Below are 26,566 nucleotides of genomic sequence, written 5' to 3'. Positions count from 1 at the left end.
TCCTTAATTATTTGCGAATCCAGTTAATTAATTTGTGTACCGGGCAGCCGGATGGAATGTCTTCCTTGCCGGTAAAGCCCTCTTTCCCTAAAGAATGACCTTCAGGCATCTTGTCCAGCATGCTCTTTGGCATTTTCGCCATCAGCTTTTCCAGCTCGCTGCTGGTCTTCTCATCACCTGACTGGTGATGTCCCCCCATGTAACCACCGGATTCAGCGAACTCTTCGGTCAGCTCCAGCATGTAAGCCTGCAGACCCTGATTCAGATTCACGGCCCAGAACTGCCCGGCCAGCGTCAGGTTCACATAATGCCCGGAACGTTCTGCCAGACCATTGCTTACCCACTCTTCAAACAACGGTTCACAACGGGTGCTGAAGTCAAAACCACTTTTGTCCATCTCTTTCAGGTTCAGGTAACCGAAGTCAAAAGCAGCTCCGGCAGCACCAAAGGCTTTGTAGAGTGAACTGGGAGCCACCACGCCCATCACCGGTTTATCACCGTTGTCGATAGCGGCAAAATAATCATCCAGTTTGCGATGCAGCATCATGCTGTGACCGGCAATATTACCGCCCGCGCCGGAGCCAAAAGGAATCACATCGCAACCGGACTTGGACAGATGGTTGTAGATGTTGCGTTCACGGCTGGTACGTCCCCAGTGGCTGACACTCAGACGACGGTAGTGGTGTTTATTCAGGTGTTCGATACCGGCCTTGAACATATCGGCTTTTTCAACAGTATTCGCCGGTTCCGGCATGCTGCCTTTTTCAATACTGGCTGCCATGCGGGTGTTACCCATCAGAATCAGCTGATACAGGTCGGCACCATCAATGCCACTTTCAACCAGCTTGTCCAGGTCTTTCAGCCAGTCGTCCATGGTCTGATAAGGCAGACCAAAGATCAGGTCAATCACCACTGCGATCTGACCGGTGGACATCAGCTTCTGCAAGCGTTCGTTAAGGACTTCTTCCGTATCAATACGGCTCATCTTACGACGGATTTCACTGTTGAAAGTCTGCACACCCAGGGAAAAACGGTTAAAACCCGCCTCGACACAGGCATCAATTTTTTCATCCGTCAGCCCGTTGAAGCGGGATTCAAATGTCATTTCACAGTCGTTTGACAGTGGCAGATTATCGCGAATCACTTTACCCAGACGGCGAATCTGTTCTGCGCTCAAATCAGTCGGTGTACCACCACCAAAGTAAACCGCCTGAATCGGTGCGCTCTGCACATTGGGCAGCTGGGCCGTCATTTCGATTTCACGTACCAGGTAATCGACGTATTTTTCGACCATGGCTTCTTTTGTCGTGTTCTGGAAGAAACCACAGTAAGAACATTTTGTACGGCAGAAAGGAATATGGAAGTAAGCAGCCCGCTTGCCTTCACCAAAGGGCCTGGACATCAGCTGGTTCCAGCTTTCCTGCCACATCATGGGCGGCAGAGGTGTACCAGCACCACGGCTGTGGGCAGAAGTTTTCAGATCGAACGCATGGCGCAGAGGATCAGGCACTGAACGGCCTGTCATGGCTTCCGTCAGAACAACTGGTTTGGTCATGTTATATACAAGTCCGTATAAATCTTCAGAAACGCCAGAAAGCGCAGGTGCGTCTTCTGGTTATTAAGAAATGATGGTAAGGCCAGCTCACTACGATTAAACAGGTACGATGGTATGAAAATACACTTTTAAATACAAATCATTACCATTTGATTTGTACCTATGACTTTTCGGTTTGGCGAAACCTGAAATGCGGTAACTGATTTTTGTTACTACTCCCGAAAAAAAACGGACTTCCCATAAAGAAGCCCGAAAGCGTGGAGACTGTTTCTGCAGAGACTGTTTCCATAGAGATTATTTCGTTGTGGATATTACGTAAATGCAATATCAAACGCAAATCATTCCTATTTAGATAATTGAAGAACTCTCAAACATCAAGTACTCTTGTCCCGATTTCTGGAAACCCTCGTCGCTATGACAACAATATGCCTAGGAAACTGATTTTCACATTGCTTGCTTCCATTGCCGCTCATGCCGCAGTGGCGTATCAGCTCATCTATAAGGTGGAAGAGGAGCAGCACACCATCAACACGGGCAGTTTCAAAGCGCCGATCAGCATGACATTTACAACGGCGACGCTGTCTGAGGCAGAGCCTCAGCCGGACCCCAAACCCAAGCCGAAACCCAAAAAAGCAGAGCCGCCTCCCGAACCGAAGCCTGAACCCCCCGAACCGAAAAAAGATGCGGTGATCATTCCTGATCCTCTTATTCAAGAGAGTATTCAAGAGAGTGTTCAAAAGATTGTTCAGGAGAGTGTTCAGGAAGAGCCAGAATCCGAAGAAGAGATCGTCGAGGAAGAGGTTCCCGAACCGGTGATGGAACAGGTGCTGGCAAGTGCCCTTGAAGAAACCAGGGTCGAAGGCCTGAGCGATGAACCGGTCTTTGTCAGTGAACCGGAAATCGTCAACTGGACCCGGCCCCGCTACCCTCGCTCGGCACAGCGTCGCAACCAGCAGGGTGTTGTCATGCTGGAAGTTACCGTTGACGAAAACGGGACGGCATTAACCATTTCGGTCATAGAGTCTTCCGGTTTCGATGCCCTCGACAGGTCGGCTGTTGCCGCCGTAGAAAACTGGGAGTTCAAACCCCAGAAACGTAATAACCATTTTGTTCAGTCACTGGTGCATGTGCCCGTGGCTTTTCAGCTGAATTAAACAGGTAGATACGCATGATCGCCGAACAGATTGCTTCAATGGGAATGATGGGGTGGCCGCTGGCTGTTGCGTCCTGTCTAAGCTTTGCCCTGATTCTTGAACGGCTTATTACCTACGCGATGCTGCCGTCTCTGGGCCGCAAGGGTATGCACACTCTGTTTGATGAAGTACGAGGTTGCGCCAGCTGCCGTAACACAAAAGACAGCGTGTGCAAAAACCTCCGCACGGGTAAAGGCATACGACAGGGTATTGCTGTTTTACTGAGCCACAGCGGTGCCAGCAAAACCATGCGTGAAGAAGTAGCCGGCCTGTGGCTGCTCAAGCAGAAACACACCCTGCACTCCTGGCTCAAGCCCCTGATGCTGATTGGTATTCTGGCGCCCATGCTGGGCCTGCTGGGTACCGTGATGGGCCTGATTGATATGTTCCGTAATATCGCAGCCGTGCAAGGGCCAGTGACCCCGGATATTCTTGCTGATGGTCTGTGGGTAGCCATGTTCACCACCGCCTTTGGTCTGATTGTTGCCATTCCTTCTCTGGCAGCCGCACATGGTCTCGGCGTTTGGGCGAACCACTACATGTCGCGCCTGGAGTTTGCCATGAACCATGCCAACCTGTTGCTGGAGGGTCTGAAGATGGATGAATACGGTCTGGCCGATGAATCAGAAGGCAGCGCTTGCCTCAAGGCAGTCGCAGCATGATTCGCATTAACAACGATGAAGAAACCAATGCCTCTTTCCCGGCGGCTGACCTGACCCCGTTGCTGGATGTGGTCTTTATCGTGATGGTTTTTCTGCTCTTTACGGCGAACGCTCAAACCCTGAGCCTGCCGGTGAATCTGCCGGAAGCCAGCCGGGAACAGGCCGAAGTGACCCATGAACCGAAAACCTTAACCGTCAGTATTCTTTCAGAAGGTAAACCCTGGGCCGTTTCTGAAGAACGTTACGACAGCTTTGAAGCCTTTACCGCCGCTCTGTTGAGTGAAGTAAAAGCCGAACCGGACACCACGGTTCTGGTAGCAGGTGACGAAGAGGCACCACTGGGGAATCTGGTCAAACTGATGATGTTTCTCAGTGAACACGATATCACTGCAGCACAGGTATTAATGGAGGACGCCTGATTGTGAAGGCTTTTAAACGACTATCAACGATTATCATCGCCACCCTGTTTGCCATGGCGGCTCAGGCAAAAGAGATTTCCACGCCACGGATTATCTCAGCCGGCAGCGGCGTTACCGAAATCATTTACGCCCTTGGGGCAGGCGACCAGATTGTTGCTGTTGATTCCATCAGCGCTTATCCGGAAGACGTCAAGAGCCTGCCACGGCTTGGGTATCTCAAACAGCTCTCGGCCGAAGGTATTCTTGCCATGCAACCTTCGATCCTGATTGGCACTGAGGATATGGGGCCACCCACGACCATGGAGCAGTTAAAAAGTGCCGGTGTGAATATCGCCACCCTGCCTCTGAAGAGCGATGCCGAAAGTATTCAGCACCGTATTCTGTCCCTGGCAAAAATCCTGGATAAGGAGCAGGAAGGTAAACAACTCTGGCAGTCTGTCTCAGACTCGTTTGCCGAAGCCAGAAACATTGCTGGTGAACAAAAAAAGCCAACCGTATTGTTTATGCTGGCCATGGGCGGGCGCACCCCTTACGTAGCGGGTAACAATACAGCCGCTAACTCCCTGATCGAACTGGCAGGCGGCATTAACCCGACAGCCAGTCAGTTTGCCAGCTATAAGCCTCTGTCCAACGAAGCGCTGCTGCAGCTGGCACCGGATGTTGTGCTTTATTCAGATCAGGGCAAAGGTACAACCCCGCAACAACTGATCGACATGCAGCCTGTTTTACAACAGACTCCGGCTGGTAAAAGCGGACGCATGATTGCCATTGAGCCGAACATGCTACTGGGAGGGCTTGGTCCCCGAACCGGTGAGCTGGCTGTAGAACTGGCAAAAGCCTTTTTCCCCGCTAAATCCTGAAACCGGACATAGTCAGAACAGTCTCCCTGGAACTCAATAATGAACCGAAGTCGTAAGTCGACCACACTGCTGGTCGGCCTGGGCATTCTTCTGCCATTAACCATGATTTTCTCTGTAGGAACCGGACCGATTTCCATTCCTTCCGGAGACATCATCAGCTTGCTGCTGGAACGCCTGGGATTAATCCACAGCGATATCCCTGAACATACACGTTTAATTGTCGAATCCATTCGTCTGCCGAGAACCCTGCTGGGTGTGCTGGTTGGAAGCTCACTGGCTATTGGTGGTGCCGCCATGCAGGGGTTGTTCCGAAACCCGCTGGCTGACCCCAGTATCATCGGTGTTGCCAGTGGTGCGGCACTGGGGGCAGCCATCGCGATTGTTCTCGGTGGCGTATTGCTGAGTGATTTTCCTGTCTTAATCCAAAACTACAGCGTGTCACTGCTGGCTTTTGCTGGCAGCTGTTTAACAACATTCGTTGTCTATAAGATGGGAACAACGAGCAACGGCACGTCAGTGGCTACCATGCTGCTGGCAGGTGTTGCCATTACCGCCCTGGCGGGTGCAGGCCTTGGGATTCTGACGTATATTTCTGACGACTCCACGCTCAGGAACCTCACCTTCTGGCAGATGGGCAGCATTGCCGGAGCCACCTGGAACTCTGTACTGATCTGTCTGTCATTGTTAGCGCCTGTTGTGTTGCTGCTGTGCCGCTACGGTTCAATCCTTAATGCCATGCTGCTGGGAGAGTCAGAGGCTCGCCATCTGGGCATTAATGTCCAGAGCGCCAAACTGACCCTGATTGTGTTAACCGCCCTGGTGGTGGGTGTATCGGTGTCTGTTGCCGGAATCATTGGCTTTGTCGGTCTCGTAGTGCCACACCTGATCCGGATGATGGTTGGCCCGGATCACAAGATTCTGCTCCCGGCGTCCGCCATGCTCGGCGGAACCCTGCTGCTGCTGGCCGATATGGTGGCCCGTGTTATCGTCAGCCCGGCGGAACTGCCCATTGGTATTGTTACGGCGTTGATGGGCGCACCGTTCTTTATTTCCCTGCTATGGCAGCAACGCAAGAGGATTGCCTGATGTCTCTGGACATTCAAAATGCCACGGTGAGTGTGGGCAGTAAAACATTGTTGAATGATGTCAGCCTCAGGGTTGAGCCGGGTCAGGTAGTGACGGTACTCGGACCGAATGGCGCGGGAAAAAGCACCCTGATGAAAGTCGCCTGCGGGGAACGCCGGCTGTCGTCCGGAAAGGTATTGCTTAACCAACGGGAACAATGGGATCTCAGACAAAAAGCCCTGATGCTGGGCGTACTACCACAGTCGTCTTCCCTGAGTTTTCCTTTTACCGTTCAGGAAGTGGTTATGCTGGGGCGAACCCCCTGCTCCAGCAACCGTCAGGAGAACCTGTCGATTATCGAACAGGCTCTGGGCAAGGTCGATGCCTGTCATTTGAGCCAGCGACAGTACACTACCCTGTCGGGTGGAGAGCGCCAGCGAGTACACATGGCCAGGGTTCTGGCGCAGATCTGGGACAAGAGTGACAAAGGTGATCGCTTTCTGCTGCTGGATGAACCCACATCAGCCCTTGATCCGGCCCACCAGCAACTGACTCTGCAAATCGCCAGACAACAGGCTGATGAGCAGGGCATGGGCGTGCTGGTTATTCTGCATGACCTGAATCTGGCTGCCCGCTATTCTGATCAGCTGGTGATTCTGCAAAAGGGTCAGGTGGCTGCACAGGGCAATCCATGGAACGTTTTGACACCGGAAATAGTCTACTCTGTATTCAACATTCATGTCTCTGTGTCGGATCATCCGGAACATCACTGCCCTTTAGTCATTACCCACTGACAGGCAAAGCACGATCCGGGACCCGTTCAAAGGATCGTGCCATGACAAAAACAGGCTTCATTTGCATCTGGCTGAAGACTCTTGACATCCTCCCCGCCCTGAAGGACGGGGATTCCTGTTAGTCACCTAACAGGTTCCTGTTTCACAGTTCGTTGCTCAGGGAACAGCTTGGTTATCGCATAAAAGTTCCACAGTGGGAACTTTTACGGTGACGAGCCAACCCATGTTCCCCAAGTCTCACACGAACTCCGCAGGCTTAACTTTCCTCTAGCCCAGAGGTAGGTCTGAAAGAGACAAGAAGAAAATAGTGCATAGGCTTGCTCTACGCAAGCCCCACTTACATCCCCGCACTAAAAGTACGGGGTTTTACGTGGATTCGATAAAAAAGGGATTTTGCCAGCGTTTAACTAAATCACCGTTTAACTGCTGCGCTGTATGACTCTTTGGGAAGAGTTTGCTTAAGGCCAGACTGAATTCTGGCAGTTTCTGCCGGAGTTTGCCCCTTCTCAATACTGAACGCTTTACTGGCAGCATCCCCCCAGCTGGTTGCGTGTCGAATCTGCTCAGGCAACCAACGCTTGTATTTTTGGAAATTGAGTAGCTTTGATGACGCCTGGATACCACAAAAATGCCCAACCCCTCCCCAGGCTCCGGAATAATCGGCAGGCGCACATTCGATGGCTGAACGGAAAAGCCTGAGCGACTCAAGTAAGTATTTTCTCCGGTCATCTTCAGTCAACCTGACTTTCCCAGTCTCTGTGTTTATTTCGTAACCATCGTTTGCCCAATTTGCCAGAGTAATGGCATGGGTTGTTAAGGCTTTCCAGCTTTGAGGGTATTCAGAATGAGGTACTGAATTGATAACCTCAACCGATTCAGAGTATTGTTTAAGCTTCGATAGCAAAACAGCTCTGCGAACAAGCGTCTTATCCGAACCAAAGCCAGTAACATCCTTTAACTCTTTATGGGCGGCTTCCTTATCATCAAGAAAGCTATAGCAGTTGGCTATTTCAACCTTTGCACCCTCGTATTTGTCTTCAAACGGCCTTAGCCTTGCTATTTCCTGCTGAATCATTTCACGATCTTTTGGGCCTGTTGGATGCTTGCCTATAGCCTCTCGCATGGACTGTGTTTTCAACACTTCAGTTTTAATAGACTCAACCTGATATTTTTTTTCAGTGTCAGACACTTCGTTCAATAAATTATCAGCTTCATCTGACTGCCCTATACTGATAAGTTTCTTAATCTTACTTTTCCAGATTGCTGTTAACATAAGGTCTTTGAACTTGGAGGGTGCAATAACTTCAGGTGGGCAGTCCTCAAGTTCACCTAAGACCTGATTGATCTTCTTCAATGCATCTTCGTCATCAAGCAACTCATTTAAATTAATCAGCTTGCATCGAACAATCAGATAGGCTTTTTTAATCACTTCGCATTGATCTACAACAGGTTTGATTTCTTCATCAATACGATCTAACTTTGCTAATAATTCACCAGCTGGCAGTTTTCCAGTGTAATACGCAGCAAGAAGCCAGTATAAACGAGCACACCACGGAGCCTTGGGAATATCCTTCTCGATGCGTGAACGCTCGGCAAGTTTCTCATAGTCAAAGAGCTCACAAAGTCCTGATAATTGATCATGTTTCCCTGAACTAACGAGCTGACCTGTCAGGTAATACATTAATAATTCTTTCTTATCGGCTTGCATCAGCGCTAAGGGTTCAAAGTTTCGTTCCTGGCACAGTTCCAGTAATTGCTTTCTGGCTAACTCACAGCCTTCTTCTTTTGTGAAATCAGATACGATAAACAGGGGCCTGACGAGCCTGTCCAGTATTATACCAACCGTGTTCCGGGCTGATGCGGCAAGGTGTTTATCACTGCAACCAGGCAAATAGTCTGTAAGGAGATATTTCAGTAACTGAACAGACGACTTATAGTCCATTCCTTTACCGGCAATCAATGCATAGCTTTGAAGCTGCTGAAGAGCATTTAATGCCTGACCTTTGTCTGCCTGCAGGAGTTTTGTCTGTAATTTTTCACACTCCACTCTGGCAAGAGCAAACTGGTCTTTCTGGGTACTGCTGAATCGCTGCCTAACCGTCCCTACAGGTTTAAGCAATGCCTGCAATGGCGCTGAGATATCTTTTTCAGTTCTGGATGCCGCTTGATGTTTTCTGACAGCACCTCTTCTTTGACCCCTCCCCCGTTGATACCTTGTGCAAGTGCGTGAAGATGAAAGTTCAGCGGAGCGAGTGTCTTCAGCATTTCCCGCAACACCTTGCTGAGTCGGTGGATTGATACCACAACGTCGTCCCCGGCGAGTGACAGCAGCAGGTCTCTGAGGCGGAGTAGCGGCCTGGGCAGGAAGAGTGTCTTGTTGTGAAGGTGTTGTTAGCTTTTGACCCTGAATATTTGGATACATCATACATCCTTGTAGTCATGAAATGGTTCGATCGTTTTTTAACTCTTGCTTTGACTTCCTTTTCTACTCTTAGTTCCTGTCGCTGAAAATCGTCACCGAAGAAATAACCAAATCAATCCTCTGACCTGACGGCTTCTGCCCTTTACTCAACCAGCACAGGCAACTCTTTTGTCAGCTCAATTGGCACCGTTGAAATTTCTGATCAGCTGGTGATTCTGCAAAAGGGTCAGGTGGCTGCACAGGGCAACCCGTGGAACGTTTTGACACCGGAAATAGTCTACTCTGTATTCAACATTCATGTCTCTGTGTCGGATCTCCCGGAACATCACTGCCCTTTAGTCATTACCCACTGACAGGCAAAGCACGATCCGGGACTTGTTCAAAGGATCGTGCCATGACAAAACTGACAAAAACAGGCTTCATTTTTCTTGCTTTCCTGCTGGCAGGTTGCGCCCATCTGAGCAAAGACCGGGCTGCAACGCCTCAGCTTCCTATCGAATCGTCGGCCACTATATGGGACAGCAGCCACCATCGCTGGATTGATGAAGCCGATCTCATTAAAGGCTTGCGGGATGCTCGCTACATTGTTATTGGCGAGCTGGTTGCGGGCGAGCTGCACCAGAGCCGTTACCTGCAAGAGCAACTGCTGAACCTTCTGAAAGCACTGAACCGGCACCAGCGGCTCGGAGCCGTTGCCATGGATTCGCTACAGTCAAAACTGAACACTGAAGAACTGACTTATCTGGAACAACTGGAAAAGCGCAGCCCTGCCCTTCATAGCCGTTACAAAACCCTGATTGAGTGGCTGGAGAAAGAGGAGATTCCGGTGATCGCTGCCGCTGTCCCAGTGGCAAAGCTGCGAGCAATGAAAGATAAAGAGGCCAGAAAGTGGTTAAAAACACAAACCGGCAAAACCCTTTCAGAGCAGCAAATCAAACAGCTCAGGGACATCATGTCACAAAGCCATCCGGCTCCCGCAGAAGGCATTGATGAAAAAGTGGATTACCTGCTGGCTGCACAACAGTTGCAGGATTACTTTATGGCTCGTCTGCTTCTGGCGGTAAAAGAAAACTCAGTACTCATTACCCGGGCTTTTCATGCCCGTAATGATATTGGCCTGACGCCCTACATCAAGGCTGCCGAACCGGATGCCAGAGTTAAAAGCCTGTTGATGCTGTCTGCCACGGAAGACAGCGACCAGCTACAAAACAGTCTGAAAGCAATTTCCGGCCAATACGATTACATCTGGTTAATATCCCCCCGCCGGTGACTGCTCCAACAGGCAGTTACCCAACCAGTACAGGCAACTCTTTTGTCAGCTCAATTTGCACCGTTGAAATATCTGCCCCCCATGCCACTACTTCAACACCAGCCCTGATGGCTTCACGCAGAGCTTGACCGTACTCCGGATCAATCTCATCCGCAGGTGCCACCCGGTTAATACCGGTATGCTGAACACAGAAAAACAGAACCGCCCGCCCCCCTTTTTCGCAGATTTCCCGGAGTTCCCGCAGATGCCTGGTTCCCCGGCTGGTGACCGCATCGGGAAATAAACCCAGGCCTTCGCCCATTGCCAGGGTCACGCTTTTCACTTCGAGGTAACAATCCGGCAAACTGTCCTGAGTCAGCAGAAAATCAATCCGGCTGTTTTCTGAGCCATATTTCACTTCCCGACGGATAGTGCTGTACTGCGCCAGTGCTTCTACCCTGCCTGCCTGCAGCAACTCTTCCACCAGTGCATTGGCTCTGCCTGTGTTCATACCCGCCAGAGTCATTTGTTCATTGCCATCGAACACCACAGGGATTTCCGCCAGCTCCCAGGTGCAGGGATATTTTCGTTTGGGGTTGTGAGAGTCGGAATACCAGACCCGCTTACCGGGATACAGGCAATTTTTCATGGAGCCGGTATTCGGACAATGCAGCGTAATTTGCTGGCCATCAGCCAGTTCAACATCCGCCATAAAACGTTTGTAGCGACGGATCAAACGTCCTTCCTGAAGAATTTCTGGATATTTCATACTATTTTGTGATTAAACTATTGTTTGGTATTCGGTTTTTGCATTCTAAGATAGCAGACTGGGTATTTCCCGAATTACTGTCTGATGTCAATAAGTAGTGAATAAACATCGAATTGACGAGAGAAGTCGATGACATTTTTGTGGCGGATTGTCATTCGTTTTGGTAGTTTCTCCGCTTCTGTTAGGAAGGCAAGAGGTGAGTGTCTGGTTAAATATAAATATCAGGCACCCGAAGTGTTGACCTCAGCTTTCAGGGAGGTCGGGTTCAAGGCAAAGCTCCTTACCCGACATCGGATGGAAAGCCGTGATAAGTGCGTGAGCACGGCTACTAGAAAAAGGTGATGAGGCTGTAATCATGTCAGCACAGAAAAAAGCGGATCAAGGTAATCTGCTCCGTTCCTTCACTCCATACCAGGAGAAGGACGGCGAAGAGTACATGAATGACAAACAGGTCGAGCACTTCACCAACATCCTCAGGCAGTGGAAGCAGGAGTTGATGGAGGAAGTGGATCGAACCGTAAACCACATGCAGGACGAAGCAGCGAACTTCCCTGATCCGGCCGACCGTGCCAGTCAGGAAGAAGAGTTCAGTCTGGAACTTCGTGCCCGCGACCGTGAGCGCAAGCTTATTCGCAAGATTGATAAGACTCTGACTCGTATTGAAGAAGAGGATTACGGTTTCTGCGATTCCTGCGGTGTGGAGATCGGTGTTCGCCGTCTGGAAGCTCGTCCGACTGCGACACTTTGCATTGACTGCAAAACTCTGGCCGAGATCAAGGAAAAGCAGCTGGGTCACTGATGAGCCCTGTTGGCTGATCAACAACAAGCCGCGACCGCCGCATCGTATCGTGTAGGGTATTATGCAGGGCTTCGCGGCTTGGTTGTATCTGGCTGTCATCACTTTCAATTACTATTGCGCCTATATTCCTGTCTATGACCGCTTCGCCATACATTGGACGATTTGCCCCTTCCCCGACCGGCCCCCTGCACTTTGGCTCGCTGGTCGCAGCTCTGGCCAGTTATCTTGATGCCCGGCACCAGAACGGAACCTGGCTGGTACGTATGGAGGATATCGACCCGCCCAGAGAACAACCGGGCGCTGCCGGTAAAATTCTTAAAGCTCTGGAGGTCTATGGGTTGCACTGGGATGGAGAGACACTCTATCAAAGCCGGCGCAGCAGCCTTTATGAAGACGCCATAGAACAACTGCGAAGACAGCTGGCTATTTACCCCTGTACCTGTTCACGCAAGCAGTTGCAGCCTTACCATGGCATTTATCCGGGACTTTGCCGCAACGCTTCTTCCAACGACAAAGACCTTCCGGATACACCTTATGCCTGGCGGCTAAACAGCCATGATGAAGTCATTAAGTTCGACGACCGGATTCAGGGACTGCAATGCTTTGATATGAAAACGCTGGGCGACTTTATCGTAAAGCGTAAAGAAAAACTGTACGCCTACCAGCTGGCGGTCTGTGTAGACGACGAATTTCAGAAGATTACCCATATTGTGCGCGGACACGACCTGATCGATTCCACTCCCCGACAAATCAGTCTGCAATCAGCACTGGGCATGAACAGGATCACTTATGCCCATATTCCGGTAATTGTTCAGGATAATGGTGACAAGCTCAGCAAGCAGAATCTGGCTCCCGAACTGCCTCTGGATGAACCCCGGCCACTGCTGGTTAAAGCATTACAGGCACTGGGGCAGGAACCCCCGAAAGGTCTGGAAGATGAAAGCAAAGCGGATATCATTAACTGGGGTGTGGAAAACTGGAATCTGAACCAGATCGCCAAATCATCCTCCCTGCTTGAAAGCGAACTTTAACGTACCCGACCAGACATTCAGCCTGACCCCTGACCCCTGACCCCTGACCGTAGTGACTTAGTAACTTAGGGACTTGCGTAAGCCCGATTTGCATCTATATTTCCCTTCCTCGCCAGAGGGAAAATCACATCACGTATCAGATGTTCTAACAGTTTACGGGAGTCAAACATGTTCGCTATCCGGACACTCTTTGCTGGAAGTCAACTTGTTTTCAGGCTGCTTCTGTATATCAGTGCTGTGTTGTTTTTCTCCCCGTTAATACAGGCTGACTCCAAAGAAAATGCCACAACCCTGTCATTAATAACCAAAACCTACCTGAACAGGACTCCTCAATTAAGCTACAAGATAGCTCCAACCCCAAAAGGCATAATTGCTACACCCGTTTTGAAAGAGGGATCGTCTGTGTCTATATCCAGGGGTTCCGGGATGAGCCATAAAATTCAAATTAATGGTGAGGAACACTTCGTCAACCTTTCAACGACACCTGAAGGAAAGGGTCTGGTGGTACAGACACAGGCCAGTAACAGCACTCCTGCACGACAGTTAAAGATATTCCCTTCCCAAGCTCTTATGGAAAGGCGCAGTTTCTATGTAAAGGATGAATCCTCTGGTGCAACGTTTCTGGCAACCACCAACGCCACCACTTCAAGCATAACCGTACAGCAAACCGGTAACAAAACCACAGAAGAGGATTGCGATGATAGTTACAAAAACAATAGGGGTGAATGCTTTTCATTGCCTGTTGGAGTGATTATTGGGATTATAGCTTCGGTAGCCACTGTTATAGGTATTATTACCTGCGCCTTATGTTATTTCTGTTGTCGGGGAAGTGGCGGCGGCACTTTTATCCCTTCACCTGCATTCTTTGAGAGTGGAGGTGGGTAAACCTGAAGCTCCCCATAAATTCGTGGGGCATTGCTTTAACAAAGGACTGAGTGGTATACATAAACGATGCGTATCAGGGATTGATTATGTCAGCGTTTTACAAGACAGCTGTATTTTTATTTTCTATCTTATCAACCTCAACCATTATGGCATTGTCGCCTGACAACGTGGCACCAATGCCTAATGTCCAGCTCGATATGTCTAATTCTGAATTCTGTCAGAAGGCACGTTTCGAGCGCGACTCAGCCATCAGCACAGAGCCTGATCTTACCAAAATTGACGCAGTCACTTCTGAAGATGCAGCGTTATGCTTCTCTCCTGATGAAAACCTGTATTTCGTCGCTAACCAGGAAGCCCAGAGTATTCTTGGACCTCATGCGCCCTGGTATCTACAGATCGCTGCCGATTTTCGCGAACGGGTATCAGAAGCCTGTCGTATAATGGGCTATCAGAATGATGAAATCAGCCGCGCTTACGATCACTGTATCGAGAACCGTTTTGCAGAGCTGATGGGGCCCTATGAAGATAAATACCGTCGTGAAGCAGGCAACTACGTTGCCAAACGCAAGCAGATTGCAGAAAGCCTGGTCGTCCGTTGCGACGCCTCCCTGAGCATCAAACGTGGTCGCCTGCCCAAGGGGTTGCGCTTTCCTCTGGCTTACTACGACAAACGCGCCGTCTCTCTGCCCAACTGGTTTCTCGAAGATAAAATCGACGACCCCAAGTGGATTAAAAAAATGAGCCAGCTGAAAGCCAGTGAACTAATGAACGAAGTGCTGGGCGAAGACTGCCCGGGCAACATGGTATTCTGGGTCACTTATAACGCCCCGGACTATTAATACCAACCAACAGTACCCACCCCACCCAGAAGTACAATCCGAGACCTTTTTGCGGTTTATCGCTATTAGTTATAACATGGCAGTCCAGCAGATAAGCACCGTCGTTCTATGTATATCTATCGCCTGGTACTGGCTCTCTTAATAGGCATCTTTTTCTTCTCAACCGCGATCATGGAGTGGTGGATAACCTATGGTGATGCCTGGTACCAGCCCTGGTTGCTGTGGCTGCTGGTAGTGTTGACAGGGTTCCTGTTGCAGCCACGAGGGGATGTCGATGGGTTATGACCTGGAGCCCCTGTTATTTGTCAGTGCGGCTTACCTGCTGCTACTGTTTTCCATCGCCTGGATTACTGACAAAGGCTGGATACCTCAAGCCATTGTCCGACACCCCATTACTTATGTTCTGTCACTGGGCATTTATGCCAGCAGCTGGGCGTACTATGGCAGTATTGGCATAGCCAGAGACAGTGGTTACCTTTTTTTAACCCTCTATATAGGCGTCAGCGGCGCCTTTCTTCTTGCCCCCATACTGCTGACCCCCATTCTGAAAATTACCCGGTCTTATCAGCTGAGTTCTCTTGCCGATCTGTTTGCATTCCGTTTTCGCAGTTCTGCCGCCGGAATTATTGCAACGTTGATTATGCTGGCCAGCATCATGCCTTTGCTGGCGCTCCAGATTCAGGCCGTATCAGACAGCATTCATCTGATTAATCAGGATATTTCCAGAATCAATCTGGCGTTCCTGTTCTGTGTACTGGTCACGCTGTTTGCCATTTTATTTGGCACCCGGCATATATCCAGCCACGACCATCATCAGGGGCTGGTGATGGCGCTTGCGGTTGAGTCTGTTCTGAAGCTCGCCGTTCTGTTGACACTCGGCTTTGTTGCTTTAAACGACGTGTTTGGTGGTGTTGAGGGCTTGAACCTGTGGCTGCATTCCAACAGTGACCACATGGCGACCCTTCAACAGCCAATAGAAAACGGGCCGTGGCGCAGCATGCTGCTGCTGTTCTTTGCAGCTGTTATTGTGATGCCGCACATGTTTCACATCACATTCACAGAGAACCGAGACCAACACGCCCTGAATATCGCCAGCTGGGCTTTTCCATTCTTTTTGCTGATTCTCAGCCTGGTGGTTCCCATTCTTACCTGGGCTGGCGTTAAACTGGCGCTGCCTTTCAGCCCTGAGTACTATGCCCTGGGAATTGGTCAGGCTCTCAATAAACCCTGGATTACGGTGGTTTCCTTTATTGGCAGCCTGACCGCCGCCAGCGGCCTGATCATAGTAACGACACTGGCACTGTCGTCGATGATACTGAATCATCTGGTGATGCCGTTCTGGCGACCAAAGGCCAATCTGGAAGTTGATATTTACCGGACTCTGGTCTGGCTTAAGCGCCTCTTGATCAGCGCCCTGATTATGGCCTCCTATGGCTTTTATCTGCTGTTCGACAGCCAGCACTCCCTCTATAACCTGGGCATGGTAGCCTTTGTCGGAGCGTTACAGCTATTACCCGGAGCTCTGTGCGTTCTCTACTGGCCCAAAGCCAACCACTACGGTTTTATTGCCGGCCTTGCTGCGGGCAGCCTGGTCTGGCTGATCACGATGTTCATCCCCCTGATCATTGATATCAGTCTCTATAACCAGTCTTTTGTCGTTTATCAGGACATGCTGTACGACAACTGGCATCAGGTAGTGTTTCTTTCCCTTGCCGTTAACGCCGGGTTTATTATTCTGGTCTCTCTGTTGACCAGAATGTCTCCCGAGGAAGCCAGTGCGGCAGCAGCCTGTCAGGTTGAAAGCCCAACCCGGAACAATCACAAAATTCCAATCGCCTCATCCACCTATGAGTTCCAGAAAATGCTCAGTACCCCGCTGGGCAGCAGCACGGCAGCCAAAGAAGTTCAAAAAGCTTTGTCTGATCTCAATATGCGTGAAGATGAAACCCGCCCACACGCCCTGCGTCGTTTAAGGGAAAGGCTGGAGAAAAACCTGTCCGGCCTGTTTGGCCCCACGGTTGCCCATAGCATGGTAGAAACCTTTCTGCCCTGGGACCAGCAGAAGGACTACGTTGCCCCGGACATTCACTTTATGGAATCCCGGCTGGAGTCTTATCACTCCAGACTCAGTGGGCTGGCTGCCGAGCTGGACAGTTTGCGCCGCTATCACCGGGACACACTGGATAAACTGCCCCTCGCACTGTTTTCCGTTGACGCAAATAAGGAAGTGATGCTGTGGAACCAGGCCATGTCAAAGATGACCGGCATTGACGCCAGCAAAGTGCTTGGGCTTAACATTCGTCATCTGGTCCCTCCCTGGAACGAGCTGCTTTGCCAGTTCTCATCGCTGGATAACCTGCACCTGCATAACCACAAACTGGAGGTGGAAGGAACACAACGCTATTTCAGTATTCACAAAGCCATGGTGGAAGTGCCTGCGTCGGGCACAACAGGCAATAAAGTGATGCTGCTGGAAGACTGCACAGAAAATCAGATGCTTGAAAACCAGTTGTTTCACAGCGAACGGCTGGCTTCGATAGGTCAACTGGCGGCAGGTGTCGCCCATGAAATCGGCAACCCGATTACTGCTATTGACTGCCTTGCCCAGGAACTAATAAGCCTGTCAGATGATCCCGGTACCAGGGAAGTAGCAGCCCAGATGCTGGGTCAGACCCAGCGGGTAACCCGCATCGTACGAACACTGGTCAGCTATGCCCACACTGGTCAGGCACGTCACAATGATAGTAAGTCAGGTGTCGTATCTCTAAAGCATTGTGCTGATGAGGCCATCAGCCTTTTACAACTGAGTCATAAAAACAGCCTGATCCAGTTTACTAACGGTTGCCAGCCTGACCACATGGTCACTGGAGACCAGCAGAAACTACAGCAGGTGTTGATCAACCTGATGTCTAATGCGGTAGATGCCTCTACAGCCAATGACAAGGTGACCTTGCTGACAAAGGCAGACGCCCAGACGGTCACCCTGACGGTTGAAGATCAGGGGCACGGAATCTCCCGCACTATACAAAATCGCCTTTTTGAACCTTTTTTTTCCACCAAGGAGCCCGGCAAGGGAACCGGCCTTGGACTGGCTTTAACCTGGAACATTATTGAAGAACACTTTGGTTCAATACGGGTTGAAAGCCCGGTCAACAAAGTGTTGAAAACTGGCACACGATTTATTATTTCTTTGCCCCGCCTTGATGCAAAAAGCAGTGATGCAAAAAGCAGTGATGCAAAAAGCAGTGATGCAAAAAGCAGTGATGCAAAAAGCAGTGATGCAAAAAGCAGTGAGACAAAGAGTAACCCGTCAAACGAAGATGGTTCAGAAACCAGAGAGCTGACAGCCTCTCACCCGGAATCCATGATGGAAGGTGAAGCCGTATGAGTCACGGAAACATTCTGATTGTTGAAGACGAAGAAATTATCCGGGCCTCTTTAAAAAGGCTTCTTGAACGTCACGGACACACTATCAGCGAAGCAGGTTCTGTGCATGAAGCAGAACTGTCGTATACCCTGGACAGCTTTGACCTGATTATCAGCGACCTGCGCCTTCCCGGTTCTCCCGGTACGGAAATGATTCATCTTGCGGGTGACACGCCGGTGCTGATCATGACCAGTTATGCCAGCCTCAACTCTGCTGTCAGTACCATGAAACTGGGGGCTGTTGACTACATTGCCAAACCCTTTGACCACCACGAAATGCTGGAACGGGTTACAGAGATTCTGGCACGTCGCCAAAAGCCAGACAGTCCAACAGTTCCACAGGATGAAACAGAAGAGGCAGGCTTCGATGGTATGCTCGGGCAGTGCGATGCCATGCGGCTTTTGTTTCGTCGCATCAAAAAAGTCGCTCCAACCAGTGCAACGGTACTGATTCAGGGTGAGTCCGGCACCGGCAAAGAACTGGTCGCCCAATCCATTCACAGGCATAGTCAGCGCTCAGGCGGCCCTATGATCTCGATAAACTGCGCCGCCATTCCGGAAACCCTGATTGAATCCGAGCTGTTTGGTCATGAAAAAGGATCGTTTACCGGTGCAACCGGCGCCAGGGCAGGATTAATTGAAGCCGCTTCTGGCGGCACACTCTTCCTTGATGAAATTGGTGAACTACCACTGGAGGCTCAGGCCCGTCTGCTCAGGGTTCTGCAAGAAGGCGAAATTCGTCGTATAGGCTCCGTTAAGTCACAAAAAGTGGATGTACGACTCATTGCGGCAACGCACCGTAACCTGAGACAACTGGCCGCCAGCAGTGAGTTTCGTCAGGACCTCTACTACCGGCTGAAAGTGGTAGAGCTGCGCATCCCTGCACTGCGTGAACGTGGCAAGGATATCCTGATGCTGGCAGAAAAACTGATGAGCAGCATCTGTAAAAAAATGGGACAGGAGCCGCACGCCTATTCTCCGGAAGCCATGGCTGCTATTTGTCAGCACCAGTGGCCTGGCAACGTCCGGGAGCTGGAACACGCCATTGAACGGGCTGTTATTCTGTGCGATGACAATATCATCACTCCGGAATACCTTGACCTTGATGTCCGGGTTAAAGCCTCTTTGTTTAAAGTTGATGCACAGTTACAGCACGAGGACAACGCTCAGGATGGTCTGACACTGGAAGACTACTTCCAGCGCTTCGTACTTGAGCATCAGGATCAGATGACTGAAACAGATTTGGCACAAAAGCTGGGTATCAGCCGTAAGACGCTCTGGGAACGTCGGCAAAAGCTTGGCATTCCAAGGAAAAAGGCTTCAGCAACCTGAACCTGACGGGGCTATCAGTCCCGGCCTTTTTTCAGCTCTTCAATTTTAAGCTCACTCTGGAGGGACTGTACGGATTGGGCTGCATGTATTTCGGCAGTTTGCAGTTTTTTCTCTCTGGCCTGAAGGGATTTGTAATAAGCTTCAGCTTCATCCAGTTCCTGTCTGAGTTCATCGATTCTTTTTGCCAGCACTTCATCAGGCTCATCACTGCCTTCCAGCATCGCCATACTGCCATTCAACCTGGACAGATGCTGTGCCTGTTCACCTGCATCGTGCTGAACCGAAGCAATCTCTTCACTCAGAGCCTGATGGAAAGCAATGGACTCATCGAGTTTCTTGTGCAACTGATTCAATTCATCATCTTTCATAGAGTCTGACCATACCAGCCAACAGTCTTTGGTCTGGTATGCAATTTCCTTTTCGATTTATGGCTGAATAGTCATTATAGCTTTGTCTGGAAACGATCAATGGGTTGGGTTGACGGGCTGATGGCCTGTTCTTCTTTTTGCCGTGCCTGCTGCTTCGCTTTTTTCAGCTCAGTTTTTTCCTGCTTTTCTCGCTGCTTAGCGCTTTTACGACTGTCTCTAACCGTCGTAATTTCCTCTTTGAGACGGCTCACTTCACTGTTCGCCTGTGAATGTATCTCCTGCACCTGCTCCCGGAAATCGGGTAGCTCAACGCCCCTGTCACTGGCTTTGCGCCGAGATTGCAATAACTTCTCCGAGCCACTCAGAACTGCCTTGGCATGGGATAGCTGATTGTCCAGCAAGCGAAGATGGCGGGTATGGTCACGCACAGAGTTGAGCGAACCTGAAGGCTGCTCTTTATTGAATGTTAAAACGCCCTTCTGAAGCGACTGAAAAGCCTTATGCAACCGTCTGGTTGAACGCTGTCCGGATTTAAAGGCACTGAGTTTTTCTCTGGCTTCCGCCAGCTCCTGTTTTGCTTCTGTCACTACAGCGCGGGCATCCTTTAGAACCCCGTGAGCCTGACTGGCAAGACCTGAACCGGGATTCTCGATAAAACTGTAATCAGCCATCGCAGGCATTCTGGCTATATCCTTCACGCTATTTTTGAGACGCCTGACCACCTGAAGCTCACGGTCCAGCTGCTGAACCTGCTGCTTATAGTCATGTTCGCTACCTTTGCTTTCGGCTTTTCGTCTGTTACTTCTGAAGTACTTAATGTCTCTGGCCAGCTCTTCCAGATTACCTTCAAGTGAATCAGAGGAGGCCTGAGACCGGGTAGCAGGCAGCTGAGTTTTCACCTTGTCGGCAGGCAGTCTTTCAGCTTTTCGTTCCTGAATCGATGACTGTTCTGGAATGGAAGACAGGCTGGGAGCCTTGCGTAGCATTGCCTTTCCTTTTTCAGGCGTGATGCTGGAACGACTGAGCCGCTCAGGATTAGTAGCGGAATCTTGAGAAGCCCTGCCAGTATCCGGCTGTCTGGCACCGCTCTGAATAGAAGTAACGGCTTCCTGATGCGAATTAATGGTTGCCATAGTCCCTACTGCAAACGTTCTGAGTCAATTTAAACAAAACAAGAAACAAAACAAGAAACAAAACAAGAAACAAAAAGAGCCTCAACAAAAAGGCTCTTCTGTAAATCTAGCAGTATGACAAGTCGTTCAGCGACGCATCCAGGAATGATACTTCTTCACCCATTCCAGAATTTTTTCCGGGGCATGAGCCCGCTTCCATTCTCCCGCTGCATACTTGTTGGATTCGCTCAGGGTTGGGTAAATATGAATCGTCCCCAGAATCTTGTTCATGCCCAGTCCATGCTTCATGGCGCTGATGTATTCTGTAATCAGCTCGCCCGCATGATAGCCAACAATGGTGACCCCCAGAATCTTATCCTTTCCGGGCCGGGTCAGCACTTTGACAAAGCCTCTGGCCTCTTCGTCAGCAATGGCACGATCCAGATCGTCAATGCCATACTTTGTGACCTCGTACTCAATGCCCTGTGCCTGGGCTTCCGTTTCATTTAGCCCAACTCTTGCCACTTCCGGGTCTGTAAAAGTACACCAGGGAATCACCGAGTAATCCACCCTGAACTTCTTAAACCGGCCAAACAGGGCGTTTACAGCAGCATACCAGGCCTGATGCGCCGCTACGTGGGTAAACTGATAAGGCCCGGCCACATCACCACAGGCATAAATGTTTGGAAAACGGGTCTGCATATAATCATTAACCTGCACGGTTCCCCGTTCCGTCAGCTCAATCCCGAGTGTTTCCAGACCCATATTGCTGGTATTGGCCTGTCGACCTGTGGCAAACAAAACGGCATCAAATTCAATGTCAACCTTTTCGCCCTCCACGCCTGCTTCCAGCCACTGCCGGTCATCCTCACTATGGAAAGAGCGGGCTTCATGCTTCAGTCTCAGATCAACACCATCATTAATAAACTGTGCCTGTACCTGCTCTGACACATCCTGATCTTCCCGATGAAGAAGACGGGTGCCGTGATCCAGCTGAATCACACGCACACCCAGGCGGATAAATGCCTGGGCCAGTTCACAACCAATGGGGCCGCCACCAATCACCAATAGGGTGCCGGGTTTTTCACGAATCTCCCAGATGGTGTCTGAGGTGTACCATTTCACCCGGTCCAGCCCCGGTAAGGGTGGCACATAAGGACGTCCGCCACTGGCAATGATCAGGTTGCGACTGGTGATACGCCTGCCATCCACTTCCACCTCCCAGGGTGACAGCACTTTGGCAGAACCGGTGACGCAGTCCACCCCCAGACCGGTATACCGTTCAACAGAGTCATGGGGCTCAACGGTTTGAACCACCCTCTGGACCCTTTCCATAACGGCTCTGAAGTTCACATCGGCTTTAACGTTTTCAAGCCCGAACTCCTCAGCCCGCCGCATATAATGCGCCATTTTGGCAGACCGAAGCAGAGCCTTACTGGGAACACAGCCGGTGTTGAGGCAGTCCCCTCCCATTTTATGCTTTTCGATCAGTGATACCTTCGCCTTAACGGCGGCGGCAATATAACTGCTGACCAGTCCGGCAGAACCTGCACCAATCACGGTCAGGTTGTTATCAAACTGAACCGGTTTACGGAAGGATTTATAAATCCGTCGTCTGCGCAGCAGTTCCATTGCGCTTCGTGCCAGCCAGGGAAACAAAGCCAGCAGGACAAAGGAGCCCACCAGCCCTGGTGTCAGAATCCCCGCAACCGACAGCTCTTTCACCTGCCCCAGCTGAGCCCCGGCATTCACGTACACAACCGTTCCCGGCAACATGCCCAGCTGGCTTACCCAGTAAAATGTCCAGACCCTGATGGGCGTCAGCCCCATCACCAGGTTGATGACAAAAAACGGCACCACCGGAATCAAACGCAAAGAGACAAGATAGAAGGCTCCATCTTTTTTGACGCCTTTATTAATGGTCTCCATGTAATCGGTGAAGCTCTTCTGCACCCAGTCGCTGAGCAGCGTGCGGGAAAAAAGAAAAGCAAGGGTTGCGCCAATGGTGCTGGCAAAAGAAATAATTAATAAACCGGTGCCAAGGCCAAAAATAGCCCCGCCAATCAGGGTCAGAATGGCTGCCCCCGGAAGCGAAAGCCCTGTTACCCCCACATAGATAAGAAAAAAAACGCCCGCTGTCAGCAATGGATTCCCAGAGTAAAGTGACTGAAAGAAGTCTCTCGTCAGGTACTGCTGAGCATCCAGCGAATAAAAAGCACCAATGGCTGTAATCAGCACCAGCAGCAACAGAATTTTTGTTTTTTTCATGGTTATAAACTCGTTTGTTTACAGGCGACACAAGACTTGTTAAGTATTTCCCGTATAATCTTATCAAGCGTTCAGGTAGACAAACAGACAGCCCTGAGCGGATAGAACAAACAGGTAAGCAGTTCCATGATTCAACGTTCATTCCCCGGCAACCGCCCAAGACGCATGCGTTTCAACACGTTCTCACGCCAATTGATGCAGGAAAACTCTTTATCGGCCAGTGACCTGATTTACCCTGTTTTTGTCAAGGAAGGTGTGAATGACAGGGAAGCCGTGCCTTCCATGCCGGGAGTGGAACGTGTCACCATTGACCAGTTGTTACGGGAGGCCGATGAGCTGGTCAGCCTGGGTATACCCGCCATTGCTCTGTTCCCGGTGATTCCACAGGATAAAAAATCCGATGATGCCACGGAAGCTTATAACCCGGAAGGGCTGATTCAGCGCACCGTTCGTGCTATTAAGCAACACTACCCGGAGCTGGGAGTCATCACCGATGTGGCGCTGGACCCGTTCACCAGCCATGGTCTGGATGGATTAGTGGATGAAACCGGCTATGTCATCAATGACCCCACTGTCGAGGTGCTGGTTAAACAGGCGTTATCCCACGCCGAAGCGGGTGCCGATATCGTTGCCCCCTCAGATATGATGGACGGGCGAATCGGTGCCATTCGGCAGGCTCTGGAAGAAACTGGCTTTAACAACACCTCCATACTGGCTTACTCTGCCAAATACGCGTCAGCCTACTACGGACCTTTCAGAGATGCCGTGGGATCAGCTGGCAACCTTGGAAAAGGCAATAAATACACATTCCAGATGGATGTCGCCAATTCCGATGAAGCGCTGCACGAAGTCGCCGCTGACCTGGCAGAAGGGGCAGACATGGTGATGGTGAAGCCCGGTATGCCTTACCTGGACGTTTTACGCCGGGTAAAAGAAAAATTCAAAGTGCCCACCTTTGCCTATCAGGTCAGTGGTGAATACGCCATGCACAAGGCCGCAGCGGAAAACGGCTGGCTGGACGGTGAAAAAGTTATGATGGAGTCGTTGCTGTGCTTTAAACGTGCCGGCGCTGATGCCATTCTGACCTATTTCGCCAAAGAAGCGGCAAAATGCCTGAAAGGCTAAATTCAGCAGTATTGCTAGTCTGAACAATGGATATGAGGCTGTAATAACCATAACAATCATTTTTTTGTAACAGTTTTCTGGTAGCTTGGGGCAGTTTGCCCCAGCGCTTTCAGAACGCAGTAAGAGTTTTTATGGACAATACCCAACAACCTTCTTCACGATCTGCCACACACACCGACGATTCAGCGACAGGTGGTTCATCGCCCTCAAAACAGGAAGCGGCAAAAGCGCCTCCCCGGATCACCGACCTGAGCAACCCGGAGTACTACATCAACCGGGAACTGAGTCATTTGCAGTTCAACACCAGGGTGCTGGAGCAGGCACTTAATGAAGAACACCCCCTGCTTGAGCGCCTGCGCTTTCTGTTGATCTACAGCTCCAACATTGATGAGTTCTTTGAAATTCGTGTCGCCGGATTGATGCAGCAGATCGGTTACGGTCGTGAACTGGTGGGTCTGGATGGTATGGGACCTCGGGCAGTGCTGAAAGAAATCAACGCTTATGCCAAAGAGCAGGTCACCCGTCAGTATCAAATTCTGAATGAAACCCTGCTGCCAGCACTGAAAGAAGAAAACATACACTTCATTAAACGTTCAGAGCTGAATGAGAAACAGAGAATCTGGGTTAAGCGTTTTTTCTACAACGAAGTGATGCCGATTATCAGCCCAATCGGCCTGGATCCGGCGCACCCGTTTCCACGTCTGGCTAATAAACTGCTGTGCTTTATTGTTTCGCTGGAAGGCAAAGACGCCTTTGGTCGTGATACCGGCATGGCTGTTATTCCGGCACCTCGCTCATTGCCAAGAGTCATCAAACTCCCTGATGACATATGCGACAATAACGGTACAAATTACGTGTTCTTGTCGTCTATCATTCATCGTCATATGGAAGACCTGTTCCCGGGCATGAAGGTCAAGGGCTGCTACCAGTTCCGCCTGACCCGCAACAGCGACCTTGACCTGGAAGATGAAGTTGAAGACCTTGCCAAGGCGCTTCAGGGTGAACTGCTTTCCCGTCGTTATGGCGAGGCGGTGCGTCTGGAAGTGGTCGACAACTGTCCACAGCCTCTGGTGGACTTCCTGTTAAAAGAGTTTGGCCTGACGGAAGAAGAGGTTTACCGGGTCAATGGCCCGGTGAACCTGACCCGCCTGATGTCAGTCTGCAACAATGGTGCCGATGAGCACCTGACATTCCCGCCTTTCACACCGGAATACCCGAAGGTTCTGCAATCTCGTCCGAACAGCACCGAAAACGTGCTGGATTATGTCAAGAAAGCCGATATTCTGCTGCACCACCCCTACGAATCCTTCACGCCGGTCATTGATATGCTGCGTCAGGCAGCGAAAGACCCGAATGTGCTGGCGATTCGTCAAACGCTGTACCGAACCGGCGCTCACTCTGAAATGGCAGATGCACTGGTAGAAGCCGCCCGACACGGCAAAGAAGTGACCGTGGTGGTAGAAATCCGGGCAAGGTTTGATGAGGAGGAGAATCTTGCGCTGGCCTTACGACTGCAGGAAGCAGGAGCCGTTGTCGTCTATGGGGTAGTGGGCTACAAGACACATGCCAAAATGATGCTGATTGTACGGCGGGAAGGTCGCAGTATTCAGCGTTACGCCCACCTGGGCACCGGTAACTACCATGCTGGCAATGCCCGTCTGTATACCGATTACAGCCTGCTGACCTGTGACAAGGACATCACCAACGACGTGCGCAAAATCTTCCAGCAACTGACCGGCATGGGCAAAGCCTTCAAGGTGAGAAAGCTTCTGCACGCCCCCTTTACCCTGAAGAAAGGTCTGATTGACCGCATCAACCATGAAGCCGCCAATGCCAAAGAGGGCAAAAGCGCCCGAATCATTATCAAGATCAACGCCCTGACTGAAAAGCAGATGATTCGTGCGCTGTATAAGGCTTCTCAGGCAGGCGTAAAAATTGACCTGATTGTACGGGGTATCTGTTGCCTGAGGCCCGGTATTGAGGGCTTGTCGGAAAACATTCAGGTGCGCTCCATTGTTGGCCGCTTTCTGGAGCATTCCCGGGTTTTCTACTTTGAAAACGACGGTGAAAGCCAGGTTTACTGCTCCAGCGCCGACGGAATGAGCAGAAACCTGAATAACCGGATTGAAACCTGCTTCCCGGTTGAAGAACCCAAAATGGCTAACCGCATCAGGAAAGAGCTGGAACTGTTTCTGAGTGACAACGTACGCAGCTGGACACTGCAAAGTGATGGTTCTTATGTGCAGAACAAGCCGACACGCGGGCAGCGTCGGCGGAATGTTCAGCGCAAACTGTTGGAGAGTTTGACGAACTACGTATCCGGGGTTTCTCGTAGTCCGTAGTCCGTGGTTCGTAGCCCGTAGCCCGTAGCCCGTAGTGTTTGTTGCGGGCTT

Annotated in this window: 22 protein-coding genes; 16 read left to right on the top strand and 6 right to left on the bottom strand. The window is 50.6% G+C overall.

Annotated elements, in window-relative coordinates; all coding sequences use genetic code 11:
- Window positions 1–7: 7 nt before the first annotated feature.
- On the bottom strand, window positions 8–1,555 hold the full coding sequence (gene hutW / locus NX722_RS24150) for a heme anaerobic degradation radical SAM methyltransferase ChuW/HutW (RefSeq protein WP_262565421.1): 1,548 nt from the start codon (window positions 1,553–1,555) through the stop codon (window positions 8–10).
- Between the two features lie 425 nt (window positions 1,556–1,980).
- Between hutW and NX722_RS24145 the strand changes: the two genes are divergently transcribed.
- Genes NX722_RS24145 through NX722_RS24120 form a run of 6 tightly spaced genes read left to right on the top strand, consistent with a single transcriptional unit; the run spans window position 1,981 to window position 6,548 of the window.
- On the top strand, window positions 1,981–2,709 hold the full coding sequence (locus NX722_RS24145) for an energy transducer TonB (protein ID WP_262565420.1): 729 nt from the start codon (window positions 1,981–1,983) through the stop codon (window positions 2,707–2,709).
- 14 nt (window positions 2,710–2,723) lie between these two features.
- On the top strand, window positions 2,724–3,410 hold the full coding sequence (locus NX722_RS24140; protein ID WP_262565419.1) for a MotA/TolQ/ExbB proton channel family protein: 687 nt from the start codon (window positions 2,724–2,726) through the stop codon (window positions 3,408–3,410).
- On the top strand, window positions 3,407–3,829 hold the full coding sequence (locus tag NX722_RS24135; RefSeq protein ID WP_262565418.1) for an ExbD/TolR family protein: 423 nt from the start codon (window positions 3,407–3,409) through the stop codon (window positions 3,827–3,829). The genes NX722_RS24140 and NX722_RS24135 overlap by 4 nt, the downstream gene beginning before the upstream one ends.
- Before the next feature lie 2 nt (window positions 3,830–3,831).
- Window positions 3,832–4,689 (top strand): heme/hemin ABC transporter substrate-binding protein, encoded by an 858-nt coding sequence (locus tag NX722_RS24130; RefSeq protein ID WP_262565417.1) that lies wholly within the window; start codon window positions 3,832–3,834, stop codon window positions 4,687–4,689.
- A gap of 39 nt (window positions 4,690–4,728) precedes the next feature.
- Window positions 4,729–5,775 carry a FecCD family ABC transporter permease gene (locus NX722_RS24125; protein ID WP_262565416.1) on the top strand — a complete coding sequence of 349 codons (1,047 nt, stop codon included), beginning with the start codon at window positions 4,729–4,731 and terminating at the stop codon, window positions 5,773–5,775.
- Window positions 5,775–6,548: a heme ABC transporter ATP-binding protein gene (locus NX722_RS24120; RefSeq protein ID WP_262565415.1), complete on the top strand. Its 774-nt coding sequence runs from the start codon at window positions 5,775–5,777 to the stop codon at window positions 6,546–6,548. Before NX722_RS24125 ends, NX722_RS24120 begins: the two co-directional genes overlap by 1 nt.
- A 412-nt stretch (window positions 6,549–6,960) precedes the next feature.
- Here the strand turns inward: NX722_RS24120 and NX722_RS24115 are convergent, their stop codons facing one another.
- Window positions 6,961–8,973: a hypothetical protein gene (locus NX722_RS24115; protein ID WP_262565414.1), complete on the bottom strand. Its 2,013-nt coding sequence runs from the start codon at window positions 8,971–8,973 to the stop codon at window positions 6,961–6,963.
- Window positions 8,974–9,364: 391 nt separating this feature from the next.
- Between NX722_RS24115 and NX722_RS24110 the strand changes: the two genes are divergently transcribed.
- Window positions 9,365–10,240 (top strand): ChaN family lipoprotein, encoded by an 876-nt coding sequence (locus NX722_RS24110; RefSeq protein WP_262565413.1) that lies wholly within the window; start codon window positions 9,365–9,367, stop codon window positions 10,238–10,240.
- 16 nt (window positions 10,241–10,256) lie between these two features.
- Here the strand turns inward: NX722_RS24110 and sfsA are convergent, their stop codons facing one another.
- Window positions 10,257–10,988, bottom strand: coding sequence for a DNA/RNA nuclease SfsA (gene sfsA, locus NX722_RS24105; RefSeq protein ID WP_262565411.1), 732 nt, complete (start codon window positions 10,986–10,988; stop codon window positions 10,257–10,259).
- Window positions 10,989–11,343: 355 nt separating this feature from the next.
- Between sfsA and dksA the strand changes: the two genes are divergently transcribed.
- The 7 genes from dksA (at window position 11,344) to NX722_RS24070 (ending at window position 19,300) form a co-directional block, all read left to right on the top strand.
- Window positions 11,344–11,787: an RNA polymerase-binding protein DksA gene (gene dksA / locus NX722_RS24100; RefSeq protein WP_262565410.1), complete on the top strand. Its 444-nt coding sequence runs from the start codon at window positions 11,344–11,346 to the stop codon at window positions 11,785–11,787.
- A gap of 134 nt (window positions 11,788–11,921) precedes the next feature.
- Window positions 11,922–12,818, top strand: coding sequence for a tRNA glutamyl-Q(34) synthetase GluQRS (gluQRS, locus tag NX722_RS24095; protein ID WP_262565409.1), 897 nt, complete (start codon window positions 11,922–11,924; stop codon window positions 12,816–12,818).
- Between the two features lie 426 nt (window positions 12,819–13,244).
- Window positions 13,245–13,703, top strand: coding sequence for a hypothetical protein (locus NX722_RS24090; RefSeq protein ID WP_262565408.1), 459 nt, complete (start codon window positions 13,245–13,247; stop codon window positions 13,701–13,703).
- An 86-nt stretch (window positions 13,704–13,789) separates the two neighbouring features.
- Entirely contained in the window at window positions 13,790–14,542 is a 753-nt protein-coding gene (locus NX722_RS24085; RefSeq protein WP_262565407.1) for a hypothetical protein, read from the top strand.
- Window positions 14,543–14,650: 108 nt separating this feature from the next.
- A complete protein-coding gene (locus tag NX722_RS24080) occupies window positions 14,651–14,827 on the top strand; it encodes a hypothetical protein (RefSeq protein WP_262565406.1) in 177 nt (58 codons plus the stop codon).
- Window positions 14,817–17,930, top strand: a complete 3,114-nt coding sequence (locus tag NX722_RS24075) for a sensor histidine kinase (RefSeq protein WP_262565404.1) — start codon at window positions 14,817–14,819, stop codon at window positions 17,928–17,930. Before NX722_RS24080 ends, NX722_RS24075 begins: the two co-directional genes overlap by 11 nt.
- Window positions 17,927–19,300: a sigma-54-dependent transcriptional regulator gene (locus tag NX722_RS24070; protein WP_262565403.1), complete on the top strand. Its 1,374-nt coding sequence runs from the start codon at window positions 17,927–17,929 to the stop codon at window positions 19,298–19,300. The genes NX722_RS24075 and NX722_RS24070 overlap by 4 nt, the downstream gene beginning before the upstream one ends.
- A gap of 14 nt (window positions 19,301–19,314) precedes the next feature.
- On the opposite strand, the gene NX722_RS24065 is transcribed toward NX722_RS24070, so the two are convergent.
- The 3 genes from NX722_RS24065 to NX722_RS24055 all read right to left on the bottom strand — a co-directional run bounded on the left by NX722_RS24065 (window position 19,315) and on the right by NX722_RS24055 (window position 23,048).
- Complete coding sequence (locus NX722_RS24065) at window positions 19,315–19,668, bottom strand: hypothetical protein (protein WP_262565402.1); 354 nt, start codon at window positions 19,666–19,668, stop codon at window positions 19,315–19,317.
- Window positions 19,669–19,742: 74 nt separating this feature from the next.
- Window positions 19,743–20,801, bottom strand: coding sequence for a hypothetical protein (locus NX722_RS24060; RefSeq protein ID WP_262565401.1), 1,059 nt, complete (start codon window positions 20,799–20,801; stop codon window positions 19,743–19,745).
- A gap of 126 nt (window positions 20,802–20,927) precedes the next feature.
- Window positions 20,928–23,048: an FAD-dependent oxidoreductase gene (locus tag NX722_RS24055; RefSeq protein ID WP_262565400.1), complete on the bottom strand. Its 2,121-nt coding sequence runs from the start codon at window positions 23,046–23,048 to the stop codon at window positions 20,928–20,930.
- A gap of 126 nt (window positions 23,049–23,174) precedes the next feature.
- Between NX722_RS24055 and hemB the strand changes: the two genes are divergently transcribed.
- A complete protein-coding gene (hemB, locus tag NX722_RS24050; RefSeq protein WP_262565399.1) occupies window positions 23,175–24,173 on the top strand; it encodes a porphobilinogen synthase in 999 nt (332 codons plus the stop codon).
- Between the two features lie 131 nt (window positions 24,174–24,304).
- Window positions 24,305–26,515, top strand: a complete 2,211-nt coding sequence (ppk1, locus tag NX722_RS24045) for a polyphosphate kinase 1 (RefSeq protein ID WP_262565397.1) — start codon at window positions 24,305–24,307, stop codon at window positions 26,513–26,515.
- Window positions 26,516–26,566 lie beyond the last annotated feature (51 nt).

Source organism: Endozoicomonas gorgoniicola, assembly GCF_025562715.2.
Lineage (GTDB): Bacteria > Pseudomonadota > Gammaproteobacteria > Pseudomonadales > Endozoicomonadaceae > Endozoicomonas_A > Endozoicomonas_A gorgoniicola.
This window is presented reverse-complemented; position numbering and strand designations above follow the sequence as displayed.